Annotated in this window: 16 protein-coding genes; 3 read left to right on the plus strand and 13 right to left on the minus strand. The window is 64.5% G+C overall.

The window, feature by feature from the left end; all coding sequences use genetic code 11:
- Positions 1-221: 221 nt before the first annotated feature.
- The 10 genes from ACCO56_RS08595 to ACCO56_RS08640 form a co-directional block, all read right to left on the minus strand.
- The gene (locus ACCO56_RS08595) at positions 222-2213 is read right to left on the minus strand and encodes a pyridoxamine 5'-phosphate oxidase family protein (RefSeq protein ID WP_433639583.1); all 1992 of its coding nucleotides are present in this window, start codon (positions 2211-2213) and stop codon (positions 222-224) included.
- A gap of 34 nt (positions 2214-2247) precedes the next feature.
- Entirely contained in the window at positions 2248-3876 is a 1629-nt protein-coding gene (locus tag ACCO56_RS08600; RefSeq protein ID WP_433639586.1) for an ABC transporter ATP-binding protein, read from the minus strand.
- Complete coding sequence (locus ACCO56_RS08605; protein ID WP_433639588.1) at positions 3873-4703, minus strand: ABC transporter permease; 831 nt, start codon at positions 4701-4703, stop codon at positions 3873-3875. The genes ACCO56_RS08600 and ACCO56_RS08605 overlap by 4 nt, the downstream gene beginning before the upstream one ends.
- Positions 4704-4713: 10 nt before the next feature.
- Positions 4714-5691, minus strand: a complete 978-nt coding sequence (locus ACCO56_RS08610; protein WP_433639590.1) for an ABC transporter permease — start codon at positions 5689-5691, stop codon at positions 4714-4716.
- A 124-nt stretch (positions 5692-5815) separates the two neighbouring features.
- Entirely contained in the window at positions 5816-6991 is a 1176-nt protein-coding gene (locus tag ACCO56_RS08615; RefSeq protein WP_433639592.1) for an amidohydrolase, read from the minus strand.
- Positions 6992-7108: 117 nt separating this feature from the next.
- Positions 7109-8689 (minus strand): ABC transporter substrate-binding protein, encoded by a 1581-nt coding sequence (locus ACCO56_RS08620; protein WP_433639594.1) that lies wholly within the window; start codon positions 8687-8689, stop codon positions 7109-7111.
- A 79-nt stretch (positions 8690-8768) separates the two neighbouring features.
- Entirely contained in the window at positions 8769-10001 is a 1233-nt protein-coding gene (locus tag ACCO56_RS08625; RefSeq protein WP_433639595.1) for an ABC transporter substrate-binding protein, read from the minus strand.
- Between the two features lie 247 nt (positions 10002-10248).
- Positions 10249-11034 (minus strand): enoyl-CoA hydratase/isomerase family protein, encoded by a 786-nt coding sequence (locus tag ACCO56_RS08630; protein ID WP_433639597.1) that lies wholly within the window; start codon positions 11032-11034, stop codon positions 10249-10251.
- A gap of 1 nt (position 11035) precedes the next feature.
- Positions 11036-12274, minus strand: coding sequence for a CaiB/BaiF CoA transferase family protein (locus ACCO56_RS08635; RefSeq protein WP_433639598.1), 1239 nt, complete (start codon positions 12272-12274; stop codon positions 11036-11038).
- 84 nt (positions 12275-12358) lie between these two features.
- Positions 12359-13276: a hydroxymethylglutaryl-CoA lyase gene (locus tag ACCO56_RS08640; protein ID WP_433639600.1), complete on the minus strand. Its 918-nt coding sequence runs from the start codon at positions 13274-13276 to the stop codon at positions 12359-12361.
- A 173-nt stretch (positions 13277-13449) separates the two neighbouring features.
- On the opposite strand from ACCO56_RS08640, the gene ACCO56_RS08645 reads away from it, so the two are divergent.
- Entirely contained in the window at positions 13450-15402 is a 1953-nt protein-coding gene (locus tag ACCO56_RS08645) for a helix-turn-helix domain-containing protein (protein WP_433639603.1), read from the plus strand.
- 217 nt (positions 15403-15619) lie between these two features.
- Entirely contained in the window at positions 15620-16894 is a 1275-nt protein-coding gene (locus tag ACCO56_RS08650; RefSeq protein WP_433639605.1) for a hydroxymethylglutaryl-CoA reductase, degradative, read from the plus strand.
- 219 nt (positions 16895-17113) lie between these two features.
- Here ACCO56_RS08650 and map read toward each other — a convergent pair whose 3' ends face one another.
- From map to ACCO56_RS08665, 3 genes are all read right to left on the minus strand, one after another.
- Positions 17114-17893 carry a type I methionyl aminopeptidase gene (gene map, locus ACCO56_RS08655; RefSeq protein WP_433639606.1) on the minus strand — a complete coding sequence of 260 codons (780 nt, stop codon included), beginning with the start codon at positions 17891-17893 and terminating at the stop codon, positions 17114-17116.
- A gap of 1 nt (position 17894) precedes the next feature.
- The gene (locus tag ACCO56_RS08660) at positions 17895-18101 is read right to left on the minus strand and encodes a ParD-like family protein (protein WP_433639608.1); all 207 of its coding nucleotides are present in this window, start codon (positions 18099-18101) and stop codon (positions 17895-17897) included.
- Positions 18102-18255: 154 nt separating this feature from the next.
- The gene (locus ACCO56_RS08665) at positions 18256-18741 is read right to left on the minus strand and encodes a hypothetical protein (protein WP_433639610.1); all 486 of its coding nucleotides are present in this window, start codon (positions 18739-18741) and stop codon (positions 18256-18258) included.
- Between the two features lie 180 nt (positions 18742-18921).
- Between ACCO56_RS08665 and ACCO56_RS08670 the strand changes: the two genes are divergently transcribed.
- A complete protein-coding gene (locus ACCO56_RS08670) occupies positions 18922-21165 on the plus strand; it encodes a heavy metal translocating P-type ATPase (RefSeq protein WP_433639612.1) in 2244 nt (747 codons plus the stop codon).
- The last annotated feature ends 15 nt before the right edge of the window (positions 21166-21180 follow it).

Raw genomic sequence — 21180 nt, forward strand, 5'->3', positions numbered from 1 at the left:
TCAAATGGCAGAGTGGCCCCCAGCTGAGTTGATGACCTCCTTTCCTGACCATAGGAGTAGAACGCCTGCGCTCATGATGCCCCCTGCTGTTTCACAAGAGCAGACATCGATTGCGGAGAGCTCGAGTCCTCGTTGTGCCAAAGAGAGCCTCGTGCCTGGGCCGCCATGCATTTTTGGGCAGCACCTTCAACACGTCATGGAGGTGGAGACCGCGTACCCTATCAGCAGTCGAGGACGATGTCGCCGCGCGGAATCGCTTGGCAGAGTAGCACTTGGCCGCGGGCGATCAGCGGCTCCTCGCCTGACGGATAGGTCACGCCGCCGCTGACGACCTTCTGGGTACAGGACTGGCATTCGCCGCTGCGGCAGGAATACTGGACCTCGATGTCGTTCGCCAGCGCGAGGTCGAGCAACGATCCGCATTCCGGCTTCCACGTCGCTTGCTTGTCAGAGCGGGCGAAGGTCACCGTGCAGGGCGGACGGCCGGCGAGCGTCTCCGCCAGGGCGAAACCGCCTCCGCCCTTCTGCTCGAATGCCTCGATGCGGATGCTCTCGGGCGCGGCGCCTAAGTCGATCAGCCCCTGGCTCAGGGAGGACATGAACGCGGCCGGGCCGCAGATGTAGAAATCGGCTTGAGTGACGGGCACGTGCCTGGCGAGCGCTGCTGCATCCAGGCGGCCCTCGTGGTGGCAGGCGTCGCCCGGCTCCGGCTGGGAATAGGCGGTGAGCAGCCTGATCCCGGGATTGGCCTCGGCGAAACGCCGCGCCTCAGCCTCGAACAGGTGATGTCTGGCGTTGCGCGCGGCATGAGCAAACCAGATCTCCCGTCCGGCTTCCTCGCGCGCCAGATGCTCGGCCATCGGCAGCAGCGGCGTGATGCCGACGCCGGCACTGACGAGCACGACTGGGCGAAGCGGCGCGCTGTCGAGCACGAAATGTCCGCCCGGCGGTCCGAGGAAGACTTCGTCGCCGACGGCGACCTTGTCGTGAAGCAGCGCCGACACCCCGCCATCGCCGACGCGCCGAACGGAGATGCGCAAGGTGTGGGCGTCGGGGACGGCTGAGATCGAATAGCAGCGCCGCCGCGGCATCGTCTGATCGTCATGCGGCAGCGAGATCGTGACGAACTGGCCGGGCGCGGCGTCTCCAATGGGTGCGCGGTCGCGCGGTTTGAAAACGAAGGAGACCACGTCGGGGCTTTCCTGCCGGCGCCCCACGCAGGTGAAGCTGCGTCTTCCGGCCCAGGCGGCGGGGCGCGAATCCATCCATATCCGCGATCGCGTCAGCGCAGCCGAACAGTGGAAGTAGATCTCCTCAGGCCGTATGCTGAGCTGGCGCCGTCCTTCCGGCGTAGCAACGATCTCGCGATAGGTGCCATTGATGCGGATGTTGTCGCAGCGTCCGGGCTCCATCGCCAGGATCGCGAACTCGGCCGAATGCGGCATGTCGGATATGGTCGGGCTTTCGTGTCCGAGCTCGAGCAGCAGCGATTGCGCATTCGTGCCCGGGTCGCGCCGCAGCGGCGATCCCCCCAAGAGATCGACAAGGATTTCGCCCGACTTGCTCTCATGCGCGAAGACGATGAAGCGGGCGTCGTCGATGAAGCCCATGAAGCCCGGGCCGGCCGTTTCGTAGGCTTTCTTCTGCACAAGCGGGCTGGGCGTACCGTAGAACGCGCGCAGGCCGGCTTCGCCGAGGCGGCCCTCGGCGTCGGCGTCATAGAGAACGGGCTGCCGCCCGCCTTCCGTCTGCCATTTGATATCCCTGGCATAGATGTCGAGCACGTCGAGCGTCGGCTTCCGGCCGGCCGGGTCGACCCAGAAGCCGCTTCCATCGAAGGCCTTGCTCGACACGAACTCCATCCTGTTCGGCTCAAGCACGATGACGCTCAGCGGCCGGTTCTCGTCGGCGGGAAAAGCCGCGATGTCGTCCTCGCTGCGCGACACGGTCGCACGGGCGGAGATGCGCAGATATTCGTCGCGACGCCGGTTGAGCAGGACGAGCACAACGTCCGGATCGGTCAGCACGTTGCCGATCGTGTCCAGCCGCTTGTTGCCGACATAGTCGGGCAGCAGCAGGGCCCCGTCTTCGCGCAGCCTCAACACCGAAGGCTGGCCGCCGCGCGGCGAGACGTCCATCGAGCCCCGCTCATTGCGCGATGCAATGAAGAGCAGCGTGGATTTCTCGATGAAGGCGCGGGTGCGGTTATCCATGGTCGTCGGCCTTTCCTGCTTTCTTTTCGTTACCCTAGAGGGCAGCGCCCGCCAGCGCCCGGCGCTCGAAGAAATCACGGCCGGGAACCGCGGCGAGCAGCCGCCTCGTATAGTCGGCCCGGGGTTTGTCGAAGAGATCGGCGGCGGGCGCCTGCTCGACGATCCTGCCGCTCTGCATCACCACAATGCGGTCGGCGATCTCCCGCGCCACCCGCAGGTCGTGGGTGATGAAGAGCATGCTCAGCCCCATCTCGGATTTCAAATCCGACAGAAGCTTGAGCACCTGCGCCTGCACCGACACGTCGAGCGCCGAGACCGCCTCGTCGGCGATCAGGCAGACCGGATCGAGAGCGAGAGCGCGGGCAATGCAAATGCGCTGCCGCTGGCCGCCGGAGAATTCGTGCGGAAACCGGTTCAGTGCCTGCGCGCCGAGCCCCACCTTCTCCAGCCAGCGCGTGGCCGTGGCTGTGGCCTCGGCACGGGAGGCGCCGAAGGCCATCGGCCCGCGCACGATGCTCTCGCCGATCTTGAGGCGCGGGTCGAGCGAGGCATACGGATCCTGGAACACGATCTGCATCCTGCGCCGGAATTGGCGCAGCGGCTCGCCCTTCATCCCGCGGACCGAGGCTCCGTCGAAGGTGATCACGCCGTCGTCCGGCTCGATCAGGCGCAGCACCATGCGCGCCAGCGTCGACTTGCCCGAGCCGCTCTCGCCCACGACGGCAAGAGTCTCGCCGCGCTTGAGGACAAGGTCGAGCCCTTCGGCGGCGACGACCCGACGGGGCTTGGAGAAGAAGTTCTGGCGCGTGACGAAGACCTTCTGCAACCCCTTGATGTCGAGCAGCGGCGCGTTTTCGTCGCGGCTCGAGCGGATGGCGCCGCGACCGGGGACGGCGTCCAGCAGATCGCGGGTGTATTCGGTCTGCGGCGCGTGGAGGACCGCATCCGCCGGCCCCTGTTCCACCACCTTGCCGTGACGCAGCACGACGACGCGATCGGCGATATCGGCGACGACGCCGATGTCATGCGTGATGAAGAGTACGCCCATGTCGCGCTTCTGCTGGAGGCTGAGGATCAGGTCGAGGATCTGCCGCTGCGTGGTGACATCTAGGGCCGTCGTCGGCTCGTCGGCGATCAGCAGTTCCGGATCGTTGGCGAGCGCCATCGCGATCATCACCCGCTGGCGTTGGCCGCCCGACAGCTGAAACGGATAGGCCGAGACGATCGAGGCCGGATCGGGTAAGCCGACCTGGCCGAACAGCTCGACGACGCGCGCGTCGACGTCGCCCTCCGAGCGGCCATGGATGCGGATCGCCTCGGCGACCTGATGACCGACCTTGGCCAGCGGGTTGAGCGCGGTCAGCGGCTCCTGGAAGATCATGGCGATACGGCGGCCGCGCAACGCGCGCATCTCGCGCGGCGAAAGCTGCAGGAGATCGCGATCGCCGAACCTGATCGCGCCCTGAAGCGCCTTCACCTTCGAAGGGAGGAGACCGAGGATCGCATGCGCGGTCATCGATTTGCCCGAGCCACTCTCTCCCACCAGGCAGACGATCTCGTTGCGGTCGACGTTCACGCTGATCCCGTCCACGGCACGCGTGCGGTCCGCGCCCTCGGGCAGGCCGAGAACGAGGCTCTCGATGGCTAGCAGAGGCGTGGTCATGCTCGGGAAATCCTGGGATTGAGGGTATCGTTCAGGGCTTCGCCGACGAGGTTGATCGCGACCACCGTGAGCAGGATAGCGATGCCGGGAAAGACGCTCATCCACCAGGCCTGACGGATGACGGTGCGGCCGGCGCCGATCATATAACCCCAGCTCATGAAGTTCGGATCGCCGAGCCCCATGAAAGAAAGTGCGGCCTCGATCAGGATCGCCGCCGCGACCGTCAGCGAGCCGGCCACGATGATGGGCGATACCGCGTTGGGCAGGACGTGGCGCAGCACGATCGAAAGCGTCGACTGGCCCTGGCAGCGCGCTGCCTGCACGAACTCGCGTTGCGACACCGTCTTCACCTGCGCGCGGGTGAGGCGCGACAAGGGCGGCCAGCTTACCAGCCCGATCGCCAGGATGATCGTGCCGATCGAGGGCGTCAGGATGGCAACGAAGAGGATCGCCAGCACGAAGCTCGGGATGGTCTGGAAGATCTCGGTGAAGCGAACGATCGTCCCGTCGATCACGCCGCCGGCATAGCCGGCGATGCATCCGAGCGTAACGCCGATAAAGAGCGCGGTCAGCGTCGATGCCAGGCCGATCAGAATGGAAACCCGGGCTCCGTGGGCGATGCCGGCCGCGACGTCGCGCCCGAGCGTGTCGCTGCCGAGCAGCATGCCGCCTTCGCCCGGCCGGCTGAACGGGGCGCCGGCCATGTCCCAGGGAGAGGCCGGGTAGAGCAGCGGCGCCAGGATCGCAAGAAGGCAGACCAGCGTCAGGAGCAGGAGCCCGACGATGCCTGCTGGGCGCCTCAAGAAGGTGCGCAGGAATTCACGCATTGCAGTTCTCCTATCGGCCCTTGACGCGGGGATCGATCAGCCGATGCAGGAAGTCGGTCAAAAGGTTGGTCGCGATGACCAGGACCGACATGATGAGGAAGAGGCCGAGGAGGACGGGATAGTCGCGGGCCGTCACGGCATCGTAGGTAAGGCGCCCGAGGCCAGGCCAGGAGAACACCGTCTCCACGACCACCGCGCCGCCGATCAGCGCGCCTGCCTGCATGCCGGCGAAGGTCACCACCGGCACTGCGGCGTTGCGCAGCATGTGATGGGACAGGATCTGACGCTCGTTCAGACCCTTGGCTCTCGCAGTGCGCACATGGTCCTCGTGCGAGACCTCGATAAGCGAGGAGCGCATGAGGCGGGTGTAGACGGCCATGTAGATCGCGGCCAGGGTGAGCACCGGCAGGATCAGGTGGCGCGCGACGTCGAGGGCATAGTCGAGCGCTTCGAAGCTCGAGGCGCGGACGCTGGCATAGCCGAAGGCCGGCAGCCAGCCGAGCTGGATCGAGAAGATCAGCACCAGCATGAGGCCGAGCCAGAAGACCGGCGTCGCATAGAGCAGCAGCGAGACCAGCGAGATCGCGAGGTCCGACCACGTGCCCTGCCGCTTGCCGGCGAAGGCGCCGAACAGGACCCCGCCGATCAGCGAGACGAAAAAGGCCGAGAGCGTCAGCAGAAGGGTAGGGCCCAGCCGCTCGAGGATGAGAGTGCTGACGTCGGCGCGCTGCCGATAGGAATAGCCGAGGTCGAACTGCAGGACCTTGCCGATATAAGTGCCTAGCTGCACCAGGAACGGCTGGTCGAGACCATAGGCGGCACGGATGTCGGCGATGAATTTCGGGTCCGCGGCGCCCGACTGGCCCGCGATGACCAGCGCCGGATCGCCCGGCGTCGCGTGGATGAGGATGAAGTTGATCGTGGCAATGACGAGGATCGTGAACACGATCCCGACGATCTTTGCCGAAAGGCGGGTAATGATCGACATCAGCTTGCTGCGGGTTTCGTGACTAGAGCATTTCCGTTTTTCTTCGAATCACGAAAATGCTCTATCTGTTTGTTTTTACGCAATTCCGGACGGAAAACCTGTTCCCACTTTTCCTGGAATTGCTCTAGCGTTCGGCCGGCTGCACGAATCCCAGCAACTGGTCGAGGACGCCGAGGAAAAGCCCGGCGCCGACAGGGATCAACTCGTCGGGGAAATCGTAGTCGGGATTGTGGACCATCGGCTTGTCCATCCCCGAGCCGATGAAGAGCAGCGCCGACTTCGAGCACGAGCCGAAGAGGCCGAAGTCTTCCGCGCCACGGATCGGCACGTAGTCCGTCACGCGCGCCAAATCCATCCGCTCCGCGGCAGCCTCGAAGGCCGCGGCGGCTTCGGGATCGTTGATGCAGGCGCGGAAGAAGTTGTGCGTCGAATGCGTCAGGCCCAGGCCTTCCTCCGCGGCGATCGCGCAGATCATGGACAGCACGTCTTCGAGCAGCGCCGGCATTCTGTCGCTCTCTGGCCGTCGGAGCGTCATGCGGATCTCCGCCGATCCCGGCGTGATGCCAAAGACTGGCTTGCCCATTTGGACGCTGGTCAGAGTCACGCGCTGAAAACCTTGTGCGACGACCTCGCCGGTCTGGAACTTCTCCAGCCCCGAGATGATGCGCGCGACCGCGTTTGCCGGCGAAACGCCGGACTCGGGCATGGACGCATGCGCGGTCTTACCGGTGAGTTCGACGCGCAGGCCCATCGAGGCGCAGGTGATCTGTCCGGCGGCCACCGCGACATGGGCGAGCGGCAGTCCGGGCATGTTGTGGATCGCGAAGGAATGGTCCGGCGTGATTTCGCCGAACTTCGGATCGGCGAGCACGGCTTCGGCGCCGTGGGCCGTCTCCTCAGCAGGTTGGAAAAGCAGGATGGCGCGTCCGCGCGTGGGCCTGTTGCTGGCGAGGTGTCGGGCGACGGCCGCCATCATGGTCATGTGGCCGTCATGGCCGCACATATGCGCCTTGCCGTCGATGCGCGAGCGGTATGGGAGGTCCGAGATTTCATGGATCTGCAGCGCATCGAGCTCGCAGCGCAGCATCACGGTCGGCCCCGCCTCGGCGCCACCATAGACCAACGCCACGCCGTGACCGCCAAGCTCCGTGACGACTTTGTCGGGATTGGTGTCGGCCAGGAAGGCGACCACCTCGCGCGCGGTCTCGACCTCTTCGCCCGAGATTTCCGGAAACTGGTGCAGCTTGTGGCGCCACGCCTGCAGAACGGCAATCTCGGCGTCGTCGAAATACGAAGTCATGTCGGTTCTATACTTCCTTGGTTGCGGCCGCCGGCCGCTTGCAGTCATCGGTCCGGCCCAAGGCCACTTTGCGAACGAAGCGCCGGCGCCATAGGCGCCGGCGCATTTGAGGCTCACTCAGGCTGCGAAGTGCGTCGTGCCGAAATTGGCGTTGACGCCTGTCGACGAGGTCACGACATCCTTCAGCCGGTTGTCGTAGATCGTCGGGTACTTCTGCTCGCAGAGCCACAGCACCGGCATTTCCTCGACCAGCAGCTGCTGGACCTCCGTATAGAGGGCCTGGCGCTTCGCCTGGTCGAGTTCCACGGCGGCCGCCTCGAAGAGCTCGTCCACCTTGGGGTTGGAATAGCCGGCGGTGTTGGAGAACATCACGCCCTTGCGGATGTTGGACGAGATGTAGGTGCGGGCCACGCCCAGCGCCGGGTCGCCGTTCTGGTAGAGCTGGTTGCCGCTGATGTCGAAGTCGCCGTTGCTGACGGCCGAGACCCAGCCGGCGAGATCGTTGCTCTGCAGCTCGACATTGATCCCTGCCGCGCCGAAGGACTGACGGACATATTCGGCGATGCGGGTCCAGACCTCTCCTGCCGGCACCATCGTGAACTTCAAGCTGACGCGCACGCCGTCGGCGCCCGGCTTCAGGCCCATCTCGTCGAGCAGCGCGGACGCCTTCTCGACCGAGTGCTCGTAGGTCTTCACGTTCGCGTCGTAGAAGCGCATCGAGGACGAGATCGGGCCGGTCGCCGCGTTGGCGAGGCCGAAGAAGATGCGGTCGCGCACGAAATCGCGGTCGATCAGATGCATCAGCGCCTGACGGAAGCGTTTGTCGTTCATCGGGGGCCGGCAACAGTTGAGCTCGATCCACACCATCGGCGAGAAGTACTCATAGCCCTCTGTCGTCATATCGAGATGCTCTAGCGCCGACAGGCGCTCGACGTCGAAGGGCTCGATGTCTTGCCACTGCGCGAGCTGCGCCTCGCCCTGCTCGAGCGAGACGGCGCGCGAGGCCGCATCCGGAATCACGCGGTAGAAGATCTCCTTCAGCTTCGGCTGGTCCGGGCGGTAATAGTCCTCGACCGCGGTCAGGTGGATGTGCGAGCCCTTCACCCATTCCTTGAGGCGGAACGGGCCGGTGCCGATCGGCGGCAATTCGGCGCCTTCCTTGCGGTAGTCCTTCCCCTCGAGCTGATGGCGCGGCAGAATCGGCGCCGAGGCGGTCTCGAAGGCCATGATGAAGGCCGGGAAAGGCGACTTCAGCTTAAAGACGACGGTGTGGTCGTCCGGCGCCTCGATGCTCTCGCAGCGTTCGAAGACGGCGCGGGCGCGCGGATGCGTCTCCGGCAGCAGCGACTTGCAGGAAAAGAGCACGTCCGCCGAAGTGAAAGGCTGGCCGTCGTGCCACTTCGCGTTCTGGACGAGCTTGAACGTGTAGGTCAGGCCGTCCTCGGAAATATCCCAGGAATCGGCGAGCAGCGGCTGCGGGGTGAGATCGCGGGCGTAGGACAGCAGGCCTTCGTACATCTTGCCGCCGACGACGCCGGTCGGCGTCTGCTGGTTGATTCCCAGATTGAGGATCGGCGGCTCCGGCTGGATGATCGCGGTCAGAGTCTCGCCCGCCTCCTGGCCGATTGCCGATTTTCCCATGAAAGCCGTCGAGCCGAGAGTGGCCGCCAGCATCAAATTGAATTCCCGCCGATTCATTTCATTTCTCCTTTTTGATGGGATGCCGGCGAGATGCGTGCGTCTGCCGTATCCCGCCGCGCTGCGGTTCCCCGACCGCTTATTTCTTGGTCACCAGTGAGCACGTGGACTTTTCGAGCGGCTGGAAGGCCTTGTCCGCGTCAATTTTCGAGATCAGCTTGTAGTAGTCCCAGGGGGCCTTGGACTCGTCGGGCTTCTTGACCTCGAACAGGTACATGTCGTGCACCATCCGGCCGTCCTGGCGGATCGTGCCCTTGTAGAAGATGTCCTCGACGGGCATCTCGCGCATCTTGGCCATCACCGCCTCGGTCTCGTCGGTGCCGGCCGCCTCGACCGCTCGCAGGTAGTGCAGCACCGAGGAATAGGTACCGGTCTGCAGCATGTTCGGCATCGCACCCACCTTGTCGAAGAACTTCTTCGACCAAGCGCGGGTCTCGTCGTTCATGTCCCAGTAGGACGCCTCGGTGACGGTGAGGCCTTGCGCCTCCTGCAGGCCGAGCCCGTGGACATCGTTGATGAAGCCTGCGAGCGTCGCAAGCTTCTGGCCGGCCTGGGTGAGGCCGAACTGCGCCGCCTGCTTGATCGAGTTGATCGTGTCCGACCCGGCATTGGCCAGCGCCACCACCTTGGCACCCGAGGACTGCGCGCTGAGCAGAGCGGAGCCGAAATCGCTTGTACCGACTGGAAGCCGCGTGTTGCCGAGCACCTTGCCGCCATGCGCCGTCACGACGTCGCTGGTGTCCTTCTCCAGGCTGTGGCCGAAGGCATAATCGGCGGTGACGAAGTACCAGCTGTCGAAGCCAGCGCCGACCAACGCTTGGCCTGTGCCGTGGGCGATCGCGTAGCTGTCATAGGCCCAGTGGACGACATAGGGGCCGCACACCTCGTTCGTGATGCGAAGCGAGCCCGGCGAGCTCAGTGTGATTATCTTTTCCTTTTGCTTGGCGATCTCGAGCACGGCGAGCGCCGGCGACGAGGAGGCCACGTCGAGCACGGCATCGAGCTTGTCCTCGTCGAACCACTTTCGTGCGATCGCCGCGGCGATGTCCGGCTTGTTCTGGTGGTCGGCCGAAAGCACCTCGACAGGCTTGCCCAGAACCTTCCCGCCGAACTCCTGCACCGCCATCTCGGCGGCCGTCACCGCGCCCTTGCCGGTGATGTCGGCATAGACCCCGGACATGTCCTCGATCAGGCCGATGCGCAGCACGTCGTCGCTGAGCCGACCTTCCTGTGCCATCGCGGCCGTTGCTGCCAAGGCCGACGCCGTGGCAGCCAGGAAACAGAGTCGCGCCAGTCTTCCAGCCTTGTTCATTTGCTCCTCCCTCTTCCGTTCTGACGAGCCCGCTTGGATGCCGCCGATCGGTGTGCCGAGAGCTTAGGTACGCAGTGCTCCGGCGTTCAATGTCTCGGACATACACTCGTCGGGACCAGCAATGTCTGTCTTCGACAAATCGCCTTCCGAGTCCGGCGGTGCGAATAGTCCGGCATGACCGTCCGGGTTCGCGAGCCGGCGCAAAGATGAGCCTGCCGCCAAACCGCCGCGGGAAGGCCCGCGGTTATCACGCCGCGGGGTTATTCCTGCTGGAGCCCGCACCGGCCGCGCGGTCGGCAAAGGCCTGCAGTCCGCGCTTGGCGTCGGTGCTCGTGAAGGTGCGCTGGCCGAGCCGCGCCTCCTGCGCGAAGGCCTCCTCAAGCGGCAGGTCCTGCAGCCTCAGCACGGCTTCCTTGATCGTCTGGATGGCGACCGGGCTGAGCGTCGCGATATGAGAGGCGATGTCATGGGCCACGGCCTCGACCTTGTCGGGCGGGACGACCTGGTTGACCACGCCCTTTGCGCGCATTTCCTCCGGGCCGAAGCGGCGTGCCGAGAGCAGGATCTCCATCGCATGCGCATAGCCGATCTGGCGCACCAGCCTGACCAGCGTGCCGCCGGCCGGCACGAAACCGTGCGAAGGCTCGGGCAGTTGGAACACCGCGTCGGTCGAGGCGATGCGGATGTCGGTTGCCAGCATGATCTCGAAACCGCCGCCGATGCACAGGCCGCGCACCGCGCAGACGATCGGCTTGTAGAAGTCGAGCCCCTTCAGATGCGCAGGGTCCCAGGCGCTGATATCGAAGCGGTCGCTGGCGAGGGCCGGGATGGATTCCATCAGGTCCGCGCCGACGCAGAAGGCGCGCTGGCCGGCACCGGTCAGCACGACTGCTCGCACGGAATCGTCGTCGCGGACCTCGACGAAGGCCTTGCCGAGGTCCTCGTACATCGCCAGCGACAGCGCATTCAACTTCTCGGGGCGGCTAATGCGGATCGTTGCCACATGGCCGGAACGCTGCAGGTCGATCGCCATCTCAGATCACTCCCCGCTCGGCCAGGCTGGCGACCTCTTCGGCGGACAGGTCCGCGAGGCGCATATAGATATCTGCATTGTGCTCGCCCGGATCGGGCGCCTTGACATGGGCATGGCTCGTCGCCTGGGAAAGCTTGATGGGAAACCCGAACATGCGCACCAGCTTGCCCGCCACCGGTACATTCACGATCATCTCGCGCGCGGCGATGTGAGGATCCTCCACCACCTCGGCGATGGTCTTGATGGCGCTGAGCGGTACGCGATCGCCTGCCATTTCCTCGAGCTCCGCCTTGGTATACTGGCCGAACCAGCGCGCCAGGATCGGCTTCACCCGACGTTCCGCCACCTGCGGATCGAAACGCTTCTCCATCGTGTCGATCTCTGGATCGCTGGCGATCTCCGGCTCGCCGAACATCTCGCAGGTGATTTTCCAGAATTTGTCCGTGTAGCCGCCGAAGAAAACATAGCCGTCCTTACAGGGGAACGAGCCGTAGGGACGCACGAAGGGATGGTCGTTGCCCAGCGGCGAGGCCACTTCGCCCTTCGTCGTGTAGCGGACGACGGCGTTCTCAGTCAGCGTCAGGACCGAGTCCTGCTGCGAGATGTCGACCACCTGGCCTTCGCCACCGCGCTCGACCTTGCGAAGCGCTGCGAGCGTGCCGATCGCGGCATAGAGAGAGGCCGCGAGGTCGCCGATGATGGTGCCGACGCGCACCGGCGGCCGGTCCGCATAGCCATTCATCGACCATAGGCCGCCGGCTGCCTGGCCGGTATTATCATAGGCCGGGCGCGAGGCGTTCGGCCCCGTCCGCCCGAAGCCGCTGATGCAGGTGTAGACGAGGCGCGGGTTCTCGTTCCGGAGGACATCGTATCCAACGCCGAGCTTGTCCATCGTGCCCGGCCGGAAGTTCTCGACCAACACGTCCGCCCGGCGCACGAGCTTGCGCAGCAGCGCCTTGCCCTCATCGGTCTTCATGTTGAGCGTTATGCCCAGCTTGTTGCGGTTGAACTGGGCGAAGAAGGCGCTGAACTCCTCGTCGTCATTCGACACCATCGGCGGGAAGGTGCGGGCATAGTCCGGATCATCCGGGTGCTCGACCTTGATGACGGTCGCGCCGAGTTCGGCGAGCAGCATCGAGCAGAACGGCCCCGCCACCACGCGCGTGATGTCGAGCACGGTTACGCCGCTAAGCGGGCCGGAGCCGTTGTCGGTCTCGGATGCTGCAGCTTGTTCGGTCATTCTGTCGCTCCTCGGGAAATTTCTCGCGATCGTCGTGACGCTGGCAGTGTGCCTTTGCCATATCGCTTCGTGTGGTGGTGTGGGTCAGGCACACAGGGCGCGAGACGCCGGATCAGCGCCCATCGACTGCGCCACCTTCGAACCCGATGGCCTGCCGAGGGCCGCCGCGATGAAATTGCCAGCCGCGACAACCCGGTCGAGATCGACGCCGGTGCTTATTCCCATTCCGTGCAGCATGAAGAGAAGGTCTTCGGTCGAGACGTTCCCGGCTGCACCCGGCGCATAGGGGCAGCCGCCGAGCCCGGCCACGGCGCTGTCGATGACCGAGATCCCTTCCTCGAGACAGGCGAGGATATTCGCCAGAGCCTGGCCGCGCGTGTCGTGGAAATGAGCGGCCAGCATGGCGACGTCGAGTTCGCCGGAGACTGCACGCACGACTGCCTGCGCCTGCCGCGGTGTGCCTATGCCGACCGTGTCGCCCAGCGAGATCTCGTAGCAGCCGAGGTCCGCAAGCCTGCGCGAGACCGAAACGACGGAATCGACCGCGACCGCCCCTTCGTATGGACAGCCGAGCACGCAGGAGACATAGCCGCGCACGGCGATGTCCTCGGCCTTCGCCATGTCGACGACCGGGCGGAACCGCTCGATGCTGTCGGCGATCGAGCAGTTGATGTTCTTGTGCGAGAATGTCTCGGAAGCCGAAGCGAAGACGGCGATTTCCCTGACGCCGGCGGCGAGCGCGGCCGTCATGCCCTGCTGGTTGGGCACCAGGACGGGGTAGCGGATAGCTCCGTCCAGCGACAAATGTCTGACAACCTGGTCGGTATCGGCCATCTGCGGAACACGCTTAGGCGAGACGAAGCTCCCAACCTCGATCGCGGTAAGCCCGGCATCGGCCAGGCGTGCGATCAGTTCGAGCTTTGTCGCGGCGGATACAGCGACCTTCTCGTTCTGGAGACCGTCCCGTGGCCCCACTTCGACGATACGCACGCTGTCCGGCATCTCACGCCTCCCTTTGAGGCGACACATAACCGGATGCTTGCCTCCTACAGATGTTGCGCCATCACATGAGTTGCGCGAATTTATGTGTCATTATTACATTCCCGCGGGGACGCAACTGTGTCAGTCCGGCCAGGGTCAGAACACGATGCTGGGCTGCCAGTGTAGGAGAATCCATGTCGCGCCAAGCCGATGTCGTGCCGATCGGTCACAAGGCGAACGGAAGCCTGGAGACCGCGGTCTACTACCGGCGTCTGCTGGAGCTCCTCGACGGCAATGCGCCGCTCTCCAGCTTCGAACAGCTGGCCAACGCGGCAAAGGGCATGGCGCGCGACGAGGCAGCAGCGGATTCCATGGGCGACGCCATGGCCACCGCGCTACGGCTGCGGGAGAATTTCGAACTGAAACGCAAGCGCGAGGTCGAGCTCTCTGCGCTCTATGAGACGGCGCGAGACCTGTCGGCGCTTCGCGATACCGACCAGATCCTGCAGGCGATCGTGCGGCGCGCCCGACAGCTCGTCGGCAGCGACATCGCCTATCTGTCGGCCGCGGACGAGGAACACGGCGACTTCTATGTGCGCGTGACGGAAGGCGTCATGTCCCGGGATTTCGGTCGCATCCGCGTTCCGCGCAATATCGGCGTCTGCGGGAGCGTAGCCCGGACACGCCGCCCCTTCTACTCGAACAACTACTCCGCCGACCGCAATTTCGACCACGACATGGGCATCGACCGAGCGATCAGCGGCGAGGGCATCGTCTCCATTCTCGGCATTCCCCTCGAACTCGAAGCCTATGTCATGGGCGTGCTCTTCGTTGGCGATCGTTACGTCCGGTCCTACACGCCGCAAGAGATGGCCGTTCTTTCGTCGCTCGGCACTTTCGCTGCCCTTGCCATCGACAACGCAAGGCTCCTCGAAGAGGCGCAGCGTGCGCTCCTCCTGGCCAAGGACGCAAACTCGGCCTTGAGGGCCAAGGCGGACGATATCGAGCAGGCCGCAGTGGCGCACGAGCAGCTCACCGAACTGATCGCTCGCGGCGGCACGCTCGACGATCTCGTCAACCGCGTCTCCAACCTCCTCAAGGGGCAGGCCGGCGTCATCGATGAGAGCAGGACGCTCATCTCCGGCAGCGTTCCCGATTCGCTGACCGACGACGAACTCGCGAAGGCCGTGCGGGAAAGCGACCGCCTGGGCCGCTCCGTCGCGCTGATGACAGCGGACGGCAAGACTATCCTGGTTGCCGCGGTCATCGGTGGCTCGGCGCGGTTGGGGGCGCTCGTCTTCACGCGCAGTCGGCCGCTCTCGCCGCCGGAAACTCGGACGGTGGAGCGCAGCGCAATCGCGACCGGCATCGTGCTTTTGTCGCTCGATCGCATCGCCCAGATCGCCCATCGCAACGTCGTGGATACGGTTTCGGCGCTGTTGCGCGGAATCACCGATCCATTCTCGCCCGAAAGCGCCCGGCGGCTGCCGCCGGGCATCAGCCTGTCATGGCCGGTGACCGTGATCCTGGTGGAACTGCTTTCCATAACCTCGGCGCAGGCTTCCTCGGCGCTGCGCTCCACGCTTGCTGGTCGGGACACGATTTCCGCCGAATTCAACGGCGATCTTGCCATCGTCACGAATACGTCCGACCCTGAGCGGCTGGCGAAGCGCATATCCGAAAAGCTCGAGGAAGCCTTCGGTCAGCGGTTCACGATCGTGATCTCCGATCCGGTGGCCAGCTTCGACAAGGTGCCCGCTGAATACGAAGGGCTGCGTCGATGCCTCAGCCTGATCCGCGGCCTCAATCAACAGGGCCGGGTGACCTTTGAACGGAGCCTTTCGATCTATGGGCTCTTGTTCCAGAACAAGGGTGAGGATGCGATCGCCTCGTTCCTGCGCAGTGCGATCGGTCCGCTCGTGGAGCAGGACGAGAAGCGCAAGAGCCAACTCTGCATCACGCTCCTTACATACCTGGATACGGGACGAAGCGTCCAGAAGGCAGCCGAGATGCTGGGCATCCATGTCAACACGATGCGACAGCGCCTGGACACGATCTCGCAGATCAATCCGGACTGGGGCGATCCCTCCAAGACCTTGGAAGTCCATGTCGCATTGCGCCTCCATGTCCTCGGACAGGCGGTCTAGAGCTTTTCCGTTTTTCTTCGAAACGCGAAAACGCTCTATCTATTTGTTTGACGCAATTCCGCTACGCATCTTTGCTGGAATGGCTCTGGCGAACGGGCGCCACCTCGTGTGGCGAAGCCACAGGCACGTACCCCGAGGGTGTGGTCCCTGCACATTGTCCTCCAAGCAGAGTGCCGCCTAGCTTCCCGCAAAAGTGAATTGCAGGGAGATACGCTTCATGTCCGTCAACAGCCGCATTCCGGGGTTCTACAAACTTTCGCCCCCGGATCGCTTCAAGGCCATCGTCGAGCGCACCGGGCTACCCGCTAGCGAACTCGCGAGCCTGGCGGCGACGGAAGGCAGCATGCTGTCGATCGCCGATCGCATGATCGAGAACGTGGTCGGCACCTTGTCCATTCCGCTCGGCGTCGCGGCGAATTTCACCATCAACGGACGCGATTATCTGATCCCTATGGCGACGGAGGAGCCCTCCGTGGTCGCGGCGGCGAGCAACATGGCCTCCGTCGCGCGGATCCACGGCGGCTTCCACACGTCGAGCGACCAGCCGATCATGATTGCGCAGATCCAACTCGTCGGCGCCAAGGACCCGCATGGTGCGCGCCTCAGGCTCTACGAGCGGCGTAGCGATATCATCGCGCTCGCCAACGAGCAGGATCCGCTGTTGGTGAAGCTCGGTGGCGGCGCGAAGGACATCGAGATTCGCCTCGTCGAGGCCGACGGCCGGACTTATGTCGTGCTCCACCTAATCGTCGACGTGCGCGACGCGATGGGGGCGAATGCAGTCAACACGATGGCCGAAGCGCTGGCTCCGCTCGTCTCGGAGATCGCCGGCGCCCGCGTGCGCTTGCGCATTCTTTCCAACAAGGCGGACCTGCGGCTGGCGCGCGTGCGTGCCACCTATGACTGCCAGGCCCTCGGCGGCCCGGACGTGGTCGACGGCATCATCGACGCCTATGCCTTCGCCGCCGCCGATCCCTACCGGGCGGCAACTCACAACAAAGGCATCATGAACGGTATTACCGCCGTGGTGCTGGCGACCGGCAACGACACGCGCGCCGTGGAAGCGGGCGCGCATTCGCACGCCGCCGCGAGCGGTCGCTACACCTCGCTGTCGCATTACGAAAAAGACGCGGCGGGCAATCTCGTCGGCACGATGGAGTTGCCGATGGCGGTCGGCCTCGTCGGCGGCGCCACCAAGACCCATCCGGTCGCGCAGGCCGCCGTCAAGCTGCTCGGCGTCAAGGGCGCCCAGGAACTGGCGGAGATCATCGTTGCGGTTGGTCTTGCCCAGAACACCGGCGCGCTTCGTGCGCTCGCGGCCGAGGGCATTCAGAAAGGGCACATGTCACTTCATGCTCGCAACATTGCCGTAGCGGCTGGAGCCCAAGGTGCCGAAATCGATGCAGTGGTGTCGCGTCTGCGAGATGGAGGCCACGTCCGCCTCGATCGAGCGCAGGCCATCCTCGGAGAACTGAGACAATCCGGCGCCTGATCCGCATTCCTTCCGCACTGCGAATTCCTGCACCTGCGCAGCGTCGGATTTGGATCGCGGCTGTTGCACCGAACTGGCTCAGGTTCGCAATCCTCTTGGGGGAGACCGATGGCGGCCCCGGTTTCGGTCTGGGCCGCCATTGGAGCAGTCATGACGGCTGTGCCTGGAGGTCCGTACTCTCGCGGCTTCGCCTCACTCAAGGCAGATGCGGACCGATGATCACAATCTGCGTTCCAGCATCGGCGTCTCGTCGCGGCGGAGGGTCAGGACTTCGACGCCGGTTCTTGTGACGGCGACCGTATGCTCGAATTGGGCGGAGAGCTTCCGGTCGTTGGTCACGACCGTCCAGCCGTCGCTTTCGGTCGAGACCTTGCGGGTGCCCTGGTTGACCATAGGCTCGATGGTGAAGACCATGCCCTCGCGCAGCTTCAAGCCCGTTCCCGGCCGTCCGAAATTGAGCACCTGCGGCTCCTCGTGCATCTCGCGGCCGATGCCATGCCCGCAATATTCCCGCACGATCGAATAGCCGTTCCTTTTGGCATGCCGCTCGATCGCGAAGCCGATATCTCCCAGATGTGCTCCGGGCCGGACTTGCTTTATGCCTTTCCACATCGCCTCCTGGGCGATCCGCACGAGCCGCTTCGCGGCGGGCGGGGCATTGCCGACCAGGTAGGTCTTGCTCGAATCGGCGATGAAGCCGTCCTTTTCGAGCGTGATGTCGAAGTTGATGATGTCGCCGTCGCGGATGATCTCGTCCGGACCGGGTACGCCGTGGCAAACGACATGATTGATCGAGCAGTTCAGGACGTATTCGAAGCCATATTGCCCCTTGCTGGCTGGACGTGCGGCAAGATCCACGGTGATGAAACGGTCGACCAGGTCGTTGACCTGCAATGTCGACATGCCGGTGAGTTCCTGCCTGTCCAGCATCTCGAAGACGGACGCCAGCATCTTGCCCGACACGCGCATGAGCGCCAGTTCGTCCGGGGTTTTCACCATGTCAGGCGACCGTTAGATCTGCGAGACGCACCTGCGCCGCCGCAAACTGCATCTTCATGATCTCGTTGAAAGACAGGGTCGGATTGGCTTCAGCCAGCATACCGACCTTCATCCAGAACTCGGCCTGCGCATTGATGGACCGGCACATCACTGTGCTGGCCCGACGGACTTCCTCATGCAGGTCGTCGTCGATTTTTACGATGCCCATGGATATCTCTTTCAAACTAGCGAATATACGAAGCATATATGGTTCATATACTCTCAGTCAATCGGAGGCTGTAAAGGCGTAGCGGAGCTGTCGCGAACTCTCGCTCAAGCCGAGCCCGGAAGCTGAATGAGCGGCTGATTTCAAGCGGCCTGAACTACAGCGTAAAGGACCAGAACAGGCAGGCGAGCGTCGCTGCGGAGAAGACGACGAAAAACAGGCTGCGAAGCAGGAGGTTGCGCCGGAAGCTGTCCATCGCGAAGTGACATCCGACGACCGCTGCGACGAAGAGGAAACGCCAGTTCCATAGCGCCCAAAGCGCGTCGGTCTGTCCAAAGGCCCAGCGGGCCAGCAAGCCTCCAACGATGGTCGCGAAGAGGGCGATCACCGTCCAGAATATCACCTCGGAGGTGTTGAGCAGGACCGCGCCCGCTGCACGTATGGGCAGGATCATGATGAGCAGCGCCGCGGCGAAATAGATGGCCGCAAGCGGCAGCAAAGTCGCGGGATCGGCGAGCTCGTTGAGTCGTCGGGCGCCGATTGCCCCGAAGGGGTAGCCATGCCGCGCCACCGCCAGGCTGAGGGCCATCAGCAGCCCGGAAAGCACGGCGACGAAGGCGAACGCGGTAAAGGCTCTGCTCATGGCAAACGGTCATCCCATGCGAGTCGGACGGTATGTCCGTAGCCTAATCGGCCGCACCTTTCCAAGCTGAAGCTTCGCCTCGGATACCCGATAAAGTCAGGTGATTTTCCCTCTTGAAGCTCTAGCCGCTAGAGGAATTACGGTGCGGGAAATCGAACCTGCACCGAAGGATCAGCCGCTATGGCTCATGCCGTTAAAACCCGTTTCCGAATCGAAGGCATGGATTGCGCAAGCTGCGCCGCCAAGATCGACAAGGCCGCGCGCCGGGCAACGGGTATCCACAACGTGTCCGTCTCCGTGGCGGCGGGGACCATGGTCGTCGAGCATGAGGCCGAGGCCGATCTCGTCGAGCTGACGAGGCGCGTGGCCAGTCTGGGCTACGGGATCGTTCCGGGTGCCAAATCTCGGGATGCCAAGCCCGTCGCCGCTCACGATCACGAACATGTGCATCACCATGACGGGGACCATGAATGTTGCAGCGGGCATGACCACGAACACCATTCCGCGGACACCGTTCGGCCCGCGACGGCCGGTCTTCATGGACACGAGCATCGCGCGGGGGAGGGACCCTGGTGGGCGTCGGCCAAGGCGCGATTGACGCTCGCTTGCGGCCTTGCGCTCGCCGCGGCCTTCGTGCTGGCGAAGCTCTATCCGGCCGCCGCTTCGTCAGCCTATCTGGCCGCCATGGCCGTGGGGCTCGTTCCGATCGCGCGCCGTGCCATCATGGCTGCCGCGAACGGCATGCCCTTCACCATCGAGACGCTGATGACGGTGGCGGCGGTCGGCGCTGTCGTCATCGACGCGGGAGAAGAAGCCGCAGCGGTCGTGTTCCTGTTCCTGGTCGGCGAACTTCTGGAAGGGGTGGCGGCCGGTCGCGCGCGCGCCAGCATCAAGGCCCTGGCTTCGCTGGTGCCGAAAACAGCGTTTCTTGAAGGGGAGGGCAAGCTCACCGAAGTTCCGGCCGAAAGCCTGGCCCTCGGCGTCACCATACTGGTGCGACCGGGCGACCGCGTGCCCGCGGACGGCACGATCCTTTCGGGCGAGACCTTCATCGACGAGTCTCCGGTGACGGGCGAGTCAGTGCCGAAGGAGAAGTGCCCGGGCGACCTGGTCTATGCCGGCACGATCAATCAGGACGCGGCCATTCGTGTGCGCGTCACGGCCGTCGCCGACGACAACACGATCTCCCGCATTATCAAGCTCGTCGAAGAGGCTCAGGAGTCCAAGGCGCCGACGGAGCGGTTCATCGACAGTTTCTCGAAATACTATACGCCGGGCGTCATGGCGGTTGCATTGCTTGTGGCCGTGATCCCGCCTCTTGCCTTCGCCGGCACCTGGAACGAATGGATCTACAAGGGGCTCGCCATCCTCCTGATCGGCTGCCCTTGCGCGCTGGTCATCTCGACTCCAGCGGCGATCGCCGCCAGCCTTTCGGCCGGCGCCCGGCGCGGCATGCTCATGAAGGGCGGGGCGGTTCTCGAAACCCTGGGCAAGGTCACCAAGGTGGCCTTCGACAAGACCGGCACGCTGACGGCGGGCCGGCCTGATGTCACGGACATCGTCGGTGCGGGTCATTCCTCAGCGGACGTGCTGAGGCTCGCGGCCGACCTGGAGGTAGGCTCGTCGCATCCGCTGGCCATGGCGATCCTGGAGAAGGCGGGCCGGATCGGAATCGAGCCGACACCGGCGGTCGGTGCCGGGGCAATCGGCGGCGAGGGTGTCGTGGGGAATGTGGACGGCACGTCGCTTTTCCTGGGTTCGCCTCAGGCGGCGGAGAAGCGCGTGCCGTTGCCGGTTGAACTTCGATCGAGGATCGCGGCCTTGAACGGCGAGGGCAAGACGGTATCGGTGCTGCTCGCGAACGATCGGGTTGCCGGTCTCATTGCCATGCGCGACGAGCCGCGCGAGGATGCCAGGGCGGGCATCGAGGCGCTCAGGCAACTCGGTATCGGCGCCGTCATGCTGACGGGCGACAACCGCCTTACCGCGGAAGCGATTGCAGCCGATCTTGGCCTGGAGCCCAGGGCAGAGCTCATGCCGCAAGACAAGCAGCGCATCGTCGGCGAGTTGCGCTCGGCGGGCGAGATCGTCGCCAAAGTCGGCGACGGGATCAACGATGCGCCGGCCCTGGCCGCGGCCGATGTCGGCATTGCGATGGGCGGTGGAACGGATGTCGCGCTGGAGACGGCCGATGCTGCCGTGCTTCACGGCCGGGTTGCCGATGTCGCCGGCATGGTCGCGCTGTCGCGAGCGACGATGGTGAATATCTGGCAGAACATCACCATCGCTCTCGGCCTGAAGGCCGTGTTCCTGGTGACCACCGTGATCGGACTCACCGGCCTCTGGCCTGCGATCCTCGCCGATACGGGCGCGACGGTGCTCGTCACCGCCAACGCCATGCGGCTTCTCGCCTGGCGCGGTTGATCGCCAGGCTGGCCT

It is taken from the genome of Mesorhizobium sp. 1B3, from assembly GCF_050958605.1.
In the GTDB taxonomy this organism is placed as follows: Bacteria; Pseudomonadota; Alphaproteobacteria; order Rhizobiales; family Rhizobiaceae.

What these genes read in the sequence shown, in the direction of transcription:
- ACCO56_RS08595 (WP_433639583.1), bottom strand. Translation starts at nt 2,213, where the DNA reads ATGGATAACCGCACCCGCGCCTTCATCGAGAAATCCACGCTGCTCTTC.
- ACCO56_RS08600 (WP_433639586.1), bottom strand. Translation starts at nt 3,876, where the DNA reads ATGACCACGCCTCTGCTAGCCATCGAGAGCCTCGTTCTCGGCCTGCCC.
- ACCO56_RS08605 (WP_433639588.1), bottom strand. Translation starts at nt 4,703, where the DNA reads ATGCGTGAATTCCTGCGCACCTTCTTGAGGCGCCCAGCAGGCATCGTC.
- ACCO56_RS08610 (WP_433639590.1), bottom strand. Translation starts at nt 5,691, where the DNA reads ATGTCGATCATTACCCGCCTTTCGGCAAAGATCGTCGGGATCGTGTTC.
- ACCO56_RS08615 (WP_433639592.1), bottom strand. Translation starts at nt 6,991, where the DNA reads ATGACTTCGTATTTCGACGACGCCGAGATTGCCGTTCTGCAGGCGTGG.
- ACCO56_RS08620 (WP_433639594.1), bottom strand. Translation starts at nt 8,689, where the DNA reads ATGAATCGGCGGGAATTCAATTTGATGCTGGCGGCCACTCTCGGCTCG.
- ACCO56_RS08625 (WP_433639595.1), bottom strand. Translation starts at nt 10,001, where the DNA reads ATGAACAAGGCTGGAAGACTGGCGCGACTCTGTTTCCTGGCTGCCACG.
- ACCO56_RS08630 (WP_433639597.1), bottom strand. Translation starts at nt 11,034, where the DNA reads ATGGCGATCGACCTGCAGCGTTCCGGCCATGTGGCAACGATCCGCATT.
- ACCO56_RS08635 (WP_433639598.1), bottom strand. Translation starts at nt 12,274, where the DNA reads ATGACCGAACAAGCTGCAGCATCCGAGACCGACAACGGCTCCGGCCCG.
- ACCO56_RS08640 (WP_433639600.1), bottom strand. Translation starts at nt 13,276, where the DNA reads ATGCCGGACAGCGTGCGTATCGTCGAAGTGGGGCCACGGGACGGTCTC.
- ACCO56_RS08645 (WP_433639603.1), top strand. Translation starts at nt 13,450, where the DNA reads ATGTCGCGCCAAGCCGATGTCGTGCCGATCGGTCACAAGGCGAACGGA.
- ACCO56_RS08650 (WP_433639605.1), top strand. Translation starts at nt 15,620, where the DNA reads ATGTCCGTCAACAGCCGCATTCCGGGGTTCTACAAACTTTCGCCCCCG.
- map (WP_433639606.1), bottom strand. Translation starts at nt 17,893, where the DNA reads ATGGTGAAAACCCCGGACGAACTGGCGCTCATGCGCGTGTCGGGCAAG.
- ACCO56_RS08660 (WP_433639608.1), bottom strand. Translation starts at nt 18,101, where the DNA reads ATGGGCATCGTAAAAATCGACGACGACCTGCATGAGGAAGTCCGTCGG.
- ACCO56_RS08665 (WP_433639610.1), bottom strand. Translation starts at nt 18,741, where the DNA reads ATGAGCAGAGCCTTTACCGCGTTCGCCTTCGTCGCCGTGCTTTCCGGG.
- ACCO56_RS08670 (WP_433639612.1), top strand. Translation starts at nt 18,922, where the DNA reads ATGGCTCATGCCGTTAAAACCCGTTTCCGAATCGAAGGCATGGATTGC.